General features: G+C 43.8%; 7 protein-coding genes. All 7 read left to right on the top strand.

The genetic code is table 11. The features are described 5' to 3' along the window. A partial coding sequence (locus WC955_12855; GenBank protein MFA5859944.1) for a hypothetical protein occupies positions 1 to 459 on the top strand: 459 nt, incomplete at its 5' end. Between the two features lie 133 nt (positions 460 to 592). Further along, the gene (locus WC955_12850) at positions 593 to 1,996 is read left to right on the top strand and encodes a glucose-6-phosphate isomerase (protein ID MFA5859943.1); all 1,404 of its coding nucleotides are present in this window, start codon (positions 593 to 595) and stop codon (positions 1,994 to 1,996) included. Next, positions 1,978 to 2,664, top strand: coding sequence for a PHP domain-containing protein (locus tag WC955_12845; GenBank protein ID MFA5859942.1), 687 nt, complete (start codon positions 1,978 to 1,980; stop codon positions 2,662 to 2,664). The genes WC955_12850 and WC955_12845 overlap by 19 nt, the downstream gene beginning before the upstream one ends. Before the next feature lie 13 nt (positions 2,665 to 2,677). Beyond that, positions 2,678 to 3,604, top strand: a complete 927-nt coding sequence (locus WC955_12840; protein MFA5859941.1) for a GIDE domain-containing protein — start codon at positions 2,678 to 2,680, stop codon at positions 3,602 to 3,604. Between the two features lie 54 nt (positions 3,605 to 3,658). Beyond that, positions 3,659 to 4,240, top strand: a complete 582-nt coding sequence (locus WC955_12835; GenBank protein ID MFA5859940.1) for a LemA family protein — start codon at positions 3,659 to 3,661, stop codon at positions 4,238 to 4,240. Between the two features lie 14 nt (positions 4,241 to 4,254). Beyond that, positions 4,255 to 5,565, top strand: coding sequence for an MFS transporter (locus tag WC955_12830; protein MFA5859939.1), 1,311 nt, complete (start codon positions 4,255 to 4,257; stop codon positions 5,563 to 5,565). Positions 5,566 to 5,607: 42 nt separating this feature from the next. Next, positions 5,608 to 5,872, top strand: a 265-nt coding sequence (locus tag WC955_12825; protein MFA5859938.1) for a hypothetical protein, incomplete at its 3' end; no start/stop codon positions are given.

The following is a 5,872-nucleotide window of genomic DNA, read 5'->3' as shown; positions in this document are numbered from 1 at the left end:
ATGATTAATAGTTCAAACCGCCACGTCCGTGCGAGGGGTGTGGAACTCATGGAAACTGAACTCCTGAAAAAAGGTAGTGTGGTTAATGCTGTTACCGCGCTTGCACCGTTCCTCAAAGATCCTGACTACCGTGTCCGCGCAAAGGCTGCACGTGTGGTTTATAGGTTTAACGCATCAATAGGGATGGGTGTACTCGAAAATATGTTGCGCAGTACGGATTCACGGGAACAGGTTATTGCAGCGTTTACCCTCGGGGAAATCGGGAACATAGAGGCATCACTATTATTGCTGAAGCTCTATAACGCAGTAGGGCGGCATGGCCGGACTGCTGTGAAACAGGCATTACAAAAAGTATTGGATTCCACTCAATCACGGATGCCGTCAACGTTACGGAACCGTATCGCCGGGGTTATCTCCGCTTCTGACCCTAAACTATCACACCACGTTGCGCGGATGTGAACTTTTCTTTAATTCAATTTATTCAAAAAGTTAATGCTATAAAACTCTATATTGCTAACCACCCGCCATTTTTTGTATTATAAGAAATTGTTTAATAAACTGTTTATAAATAGAAAGTGGTGTATCCGTTAACATGAAAAAAACATTTGTCACCCTCAACTACGCAAATTGTTTGTCCGATTACGTTGGTTCCCAGGGATTGAATATCGCCGACCTCCAAAGTATGACGCCCGTAGCGTCAACCGCATGGGCGCGGGTTGCGGAGAAGAAAAATGCAAAAAAAATTGGGTACCACGAACTGCCGTTACAGGTAAAACTTGCCGATGAAATCGTGAAGTTTATGGCGTGTTACAAAAACAAGTTTGATAATTTCGCAGTAGCGGGTATCGGCGGGTCGGCACTCGGGAATATTGCGTTACACCAGGCGTTACGGCATCCATACTGGAACCTTCTGACTTCAAAACAACGGAATGGGTGGTTAAGGTTATTCGTTCTTGATAATGTTGATCCTGTGTTTATCTCGGGCTTACTTGATGCGGTTGACCTAAAAAAAACTGTCGTAAATGTTATCTCCAAAGCCGGGACTACAGCGGAATGTTTGTCCTCATATTTTTATTTGAAATCAAAAATTGTTGCAAAGGTTGGGAAGAAAAATTATCGGAAACATATAATAGTTACTACCGACGCTAATACCGGGTACCTCCGTGAACTTGCAAAAACTGAAGGGCTAGCGTCGTTTGTTATCCCCTCGAATGTAGGGGGGCGGTTCTCGGGGTTAACCCCTGTGGGCTTACTCTCCGCTGCAGCAGCAGGGATTGATATCCACGCGTTACTCCGTGGAGCTAAGGATATGGAAACGCGTTGCGGGACGGATGATATGTTCAAGAACCCGGCATTGATGTACGCAGCAACACAGTACCTGTTCTACCAAAAAGGTAAACGTATAAACGTAATGTTCCCGTACTCAAATCAGTTGTACGGCATAGCGGACTGGTTCCGGCAGTTATGGGCAGAAAGTTTGGGTAAAGAGAAAGATAATAACGGCAAGATTGTTAACGTCGGCCCGACACCGGTTAAGGCTTTGGGTGTGACGGACCAGCACTCGCAGGTGCAGTTGTATATCGAAGGGCCGTATGATAAGGTTATTACTTTTCTTTCAGTTGAAGATTTTGGCGAGAAAGTTGTTATCCCTAAAAATGTTGACCCTAAACATTACCTCAGCGGGTATACGTTTAACGAGTTATTAAAGGCTGAGGAAGACGCTACACGTTTGGCATTAACAAAAAAACAAAGGGCGAACTGTACAATCAACCTCCCGAAGATTTCGCCGTATCATATAGGACAGGTATTGTTGATGCTGGAGAACGCAACGGCGTATGCCGGCGAGTTGTTTAACATTAACACATTTGATCAGCCCGGGGTTGTTGCTGGTAAGGAAATGACGTATGCTTTGATGGGCCGCCCGGGGTATGAGAAAGAGCATGCGAGTATTTCCGCGGAAGTAAAGAAATCAAAACAATGCAGGTATACCGTTTAGATTTACACGTTCATACACCCGCGTCGAACTGTTTCTCGCAGATGAGTAAGTTCTCAAGCGAGAAGGTGTATACTCATATTGTTAATACAGCCCTGGAGAAAAAAATTGATATCCTCGGGATTACTGACCACCACAGTGTTGACGGTGCGTTTCATTTACTTGAAATTTATGAGCATTATCATGAAAATAAAAAGTTGGTGATAATCCCGGGAGTAGAAATTACCTGCCGGATTGATGAGTGTGATCAAGTGAATATCCTGGGATATTTCCATCCTAAGACAGGGTATGATAAACTCCACGCTGTACTCGATGACCTCAAAGTGCCGCCGTTTATGCATGGCAGCAGCGAGTTTGTTGTTCCCCTGTCATTTTCTGAGGTACTCGATTTTTTTCGTAAACGTAAAGCGTTGCTGATCTCTGCACGGATGGATAAAACTGACTACCGCAGAGCGGTATTGCCGGAGATAATTAATTCTAAGGTACGGACTCACGACGTTGTTAATCCCAAAGAGGTGAATACTAATTTTGGGAAGGATGTTATTAAAAACAAAAAACTTAATTTTATGACATTTTCGGATGCGCATAGCGCTTCAATGATTGCATCAAGGTATTCTGAGGTTGAACTTGACACCGCGCGGTTTGAATCATTATCCTCGGCGTTAGAGTAGCCATGCCTTAAATATGGATATTTCTTGTACGGGACTAATCGATTACGCGCATGATGTTGTTTTCTTCATTGCAGGGTTCGTGGCAATACTTTATGGTTATGCGCAGTTAAGGAAGAAAAGGTTGATCGAAAACATTCCGTCTTCAAAAATACGGTCCGTAGCGATGGGTTTATCTGAAGTTAATGGTATAGCAAAAGAACGCGGGAAACTTATCTCGCCTATAACAGGTACTGAGTGTGTATACTACAAATTCCGTGTGGAACGCGAGGATAGGGATTCAAAAGGGAGAACGCATTGGAAAACCGTACGGTCGGGGGAGTCAACTAATTATTTTTATGTTACCGACGATACAGGCGAGTTGTTGGTAGACCCGCTGGGTGCGGAGGTTGTTATCAACCAGGATTATCGTATAGTGGATTCTATCTGGCAAACATTGGGACGAAAAAGGTTTCGCTATACTGAATGGTACATAAAACCTGGGGAGACGTTCTTTATCATAGGAACAGTACGGGAGTTTAAGGATTATGGTGATGACCGAAAAGAAAAAATCGCGGAACGGTTGCGCGGGTTAAAAAATAATAAGCAGCAGTTGATGTTATACGATAAAAACGGGGATGGGAATATTAGTATTGAAGAATGGGATGCCGCAAAGGTTGATGTTGAACAAAAGGTTTTGGAGGAAGAACTTTCTCAGGCATTACCCGAGGTGAAAGATGATATTGTTATCGCAAAAGGGAATTCCGGGGATACAGTATTTGCGTTTTCCGACCGCGGGGAGAAGGCTATAATACAACACCTTTCTTTATCGGGATACGGGTTGAATACACTGGGGATCGTTGTGTCAATAGTGATGGTAATATCGTTCCTTAACCGCGCGGGGATTATACTAACCGGGCATGCAATACCGTGGGTTGAGATTTATAAAGCTATGTCAAAGTGATAATTTTATTTGGCAGTACAGTAATTAACAATATTCTTGAGGAGGTAATAAAAAATGGGGACAGGTATAGTTTTGGCGGTATTGTTGATTGGTACGGTGGTATTGTTCGTATTAATCTCGTATGTTATCGGGATTTATAACGAACTTATCGTGGTGAAGGTTAATGTTGATAAATCATGGTCAAATATTGAAGTCCTGGAAAAACAGCGGTATGATGAGATTCCGAAACTCGTGAAAGTATGCGAAGGGTATATGCAGTACGAACGTGAGACACTTGAAAAAATTATTTCCGCAAGGACACGGTTTCTGGAATCCAGAACTCCAGGCCAGATGGCAAACGCGAATGCTGATATGACCTCTGCCTTAAAAACTTTATTTGCGGTGGCGGAGAATTATCCGCAACTGAAGGCAAACGAAAATTTTATGCAGCTACAGAACCGTGTAAGCCAGCTTGAGAACCAGATAGCTGATCGTCGGGAGTTTTATAATGATTCAGTCACAATCTTTAACACGCGGATACAGCAGGTGCCCTATATGTTTCTCGCGGGGCCAATGAATCTTCAGCAGCGCGAAATGTACAAAGTTGTGGAAGCTGAAAAAAAACTGCCGGAGATTAATTTTAATATCCCGAAATAAGAAATGTAATGTTGATGGGTGTACTCGCGACTCTTGATTCACAATTAACTACTTTCCTCGTTGAGGTAGGGACAATATTCCGTGCGTTACGTAACCGTAACTACCGGCTATACTTTACCGGGCAGATAGTGTCGTTAATCGGTATTTGGATGCAAACCGTATCAATCGGATGGCTTACCTACCGGCTGACACAGTCCGCGTTGATGGTCGGGATTACCGGGTTTTTTACGCAGATTCCTATGCTAATCCTTACCCCAGTGGCAGGTGTGTTCATTGACCGGTGGGATAAGAAAAAAGTTATTCTTATAATGCAATGGGTACTGATGACCCAGGCGTTGATGCTCGCAATTTTGACGTTAATGGGAACTGTACAGTACTGGCATGTGATAGTTTTGTCGTTATATTATGGTATGGCAACTGCGTTTGAAGGACCTGCACGTCAGGCGTTTGTGATTGAGATGATTGAAGATAAGGAAGATCTGGGGAATGCAATTGCATTAAACTCTATGATGTTTAATTCTGCAAGGTTGGTCGGGCCAGCGGTTGCAGGGATTTTGATCTCAGTATTTAATGAAGGAGTGTGTTTTCTTATTAACGGGTTAAGTTTTTCTGCGGTAATTATTTCGTTGAATCTTATGACCGGGGAAGCCTTAAGAAAAAAGGGTGTACGGGAAAACTTTTTTGCTGGGTTAAAATCCGGGTTTAAGTATGTATACGAGTTTGATACCATACGGGTAATTATATTTATGGTTGCACTGATAAACCTTTTGTGTTTGCCTTATACATTACTGATGCCGGTTGTTGCGCGTGAGGTTCTGCACGGGGGTGCGAGGGAACAGGGGTTTCTGGTTTCCGCATCGGGGATTGGCGCGTTGATTGGGGGGTTGTATCTCGCATCAAGGAAAACAGTGGTTGGGTTGGTGAATGTATTATCCGCTGCGGCGTTTATCTTCGGGTTTGGGTTGATAGCGTTATCGTTCTCACGAGTGTTGTGGTTGTCAGTACTGACAATGTTTATCGCCGGGCTGGGGATGATATTGTCAATGGCGTCATGTAATACGTTAGTGCAGACACTTGTGGATGATGATAAACGCGGGCGTGTGATGAGTATATACATGATGGCAGCAATCGGGGTGTTGCCCTTTGGGCATTTATTGATGGGCGCGTTAGCAAAAATGTTTGGCGCGCCAGTTGCGTTGTTAACCGGTGGAACCGGATGTATCATTGGGGCGGTAGTTTTTGCGTTAAACCTTCCCCGGTACGTGCGTAAGTTGTACCGCGTATATATAGATAAAGGAATGATTGAGTCGTCAATTAATGTGTAGTAATAGTTTTAAATATAGGAAAGAATAGGTAACAAAAGTTTTATGGAAGAGAAAAAAAGAGGTGTCGGGTATTGGATTTCAGTGATCGCCGGGACAGTGGTTGTACTGATCACAGCGATGTATTTTTACAACGGGTACGCATCAAAAAAATGGATGTCCTTACCGTCACCTGACGGCAGGATGGTAGGTGTTGGGTTGGGGAATGCGTTTGTGCGTATAAAGGGTGCGGAGAGGCCGGTGGTAGTGGTCTTATCCGCAATGGGTTCGTCATCAGCTGAGTGGTGGCCTTTGCAGGACATACTTGCGC

The sequence above is a fragment of the Elusimicrobiota bacterium genome, assembly GCA_041658405.1.
In the GTDB taxonomy this organism is placed as follows: domain Bacteria; phylum Elusimicrobiota; class UBA5214; order JBBAAG01; family JBBAAG01; genus JBBAAG01.
The sequence above is the reverse complement of the archived record's forward strand: the minus strand, read 5'-3'. Positions and strand labels throughout refer to the sequence as shown.

Bases quoted from the DNA above. Each gene is read 5' to 3' on its own strand.
- WC955_12840 (MFA5859941.1), top strand. From the start codon at position 2,678: ATGGATATTTCTTGTACGGGACTAATCGATTACGCGCATGATGTTGTT.
- WC955_12850 (MFA5859943.1), top strand. From the start codon at position 593: ATGAAAAAAACATTTGTCACCCTCAACTACGCAAATTGTTTGTCCGAT.
- WC955_12845 (MFA5859942.1), top strand. From the start codon at position 1,978: ATGCAGGTATACCGTTTAGATTTACACGTTCATACACCCGCGTCGAAC.
- WC955_12830 (MFA5859939.1), top strand. From the start codon at position 4,255: ATGGGTGTACTCGCGACTCTTGATTCACAATTAACTACTTTCCTCGTT.
- WC955_12835 (MFA5859940.1), top strand. From the start codon at position 3,659: ATGGGGACAGGTATAGTTTTGGCGGTATTGTTGATTGGTACGGTGGTA.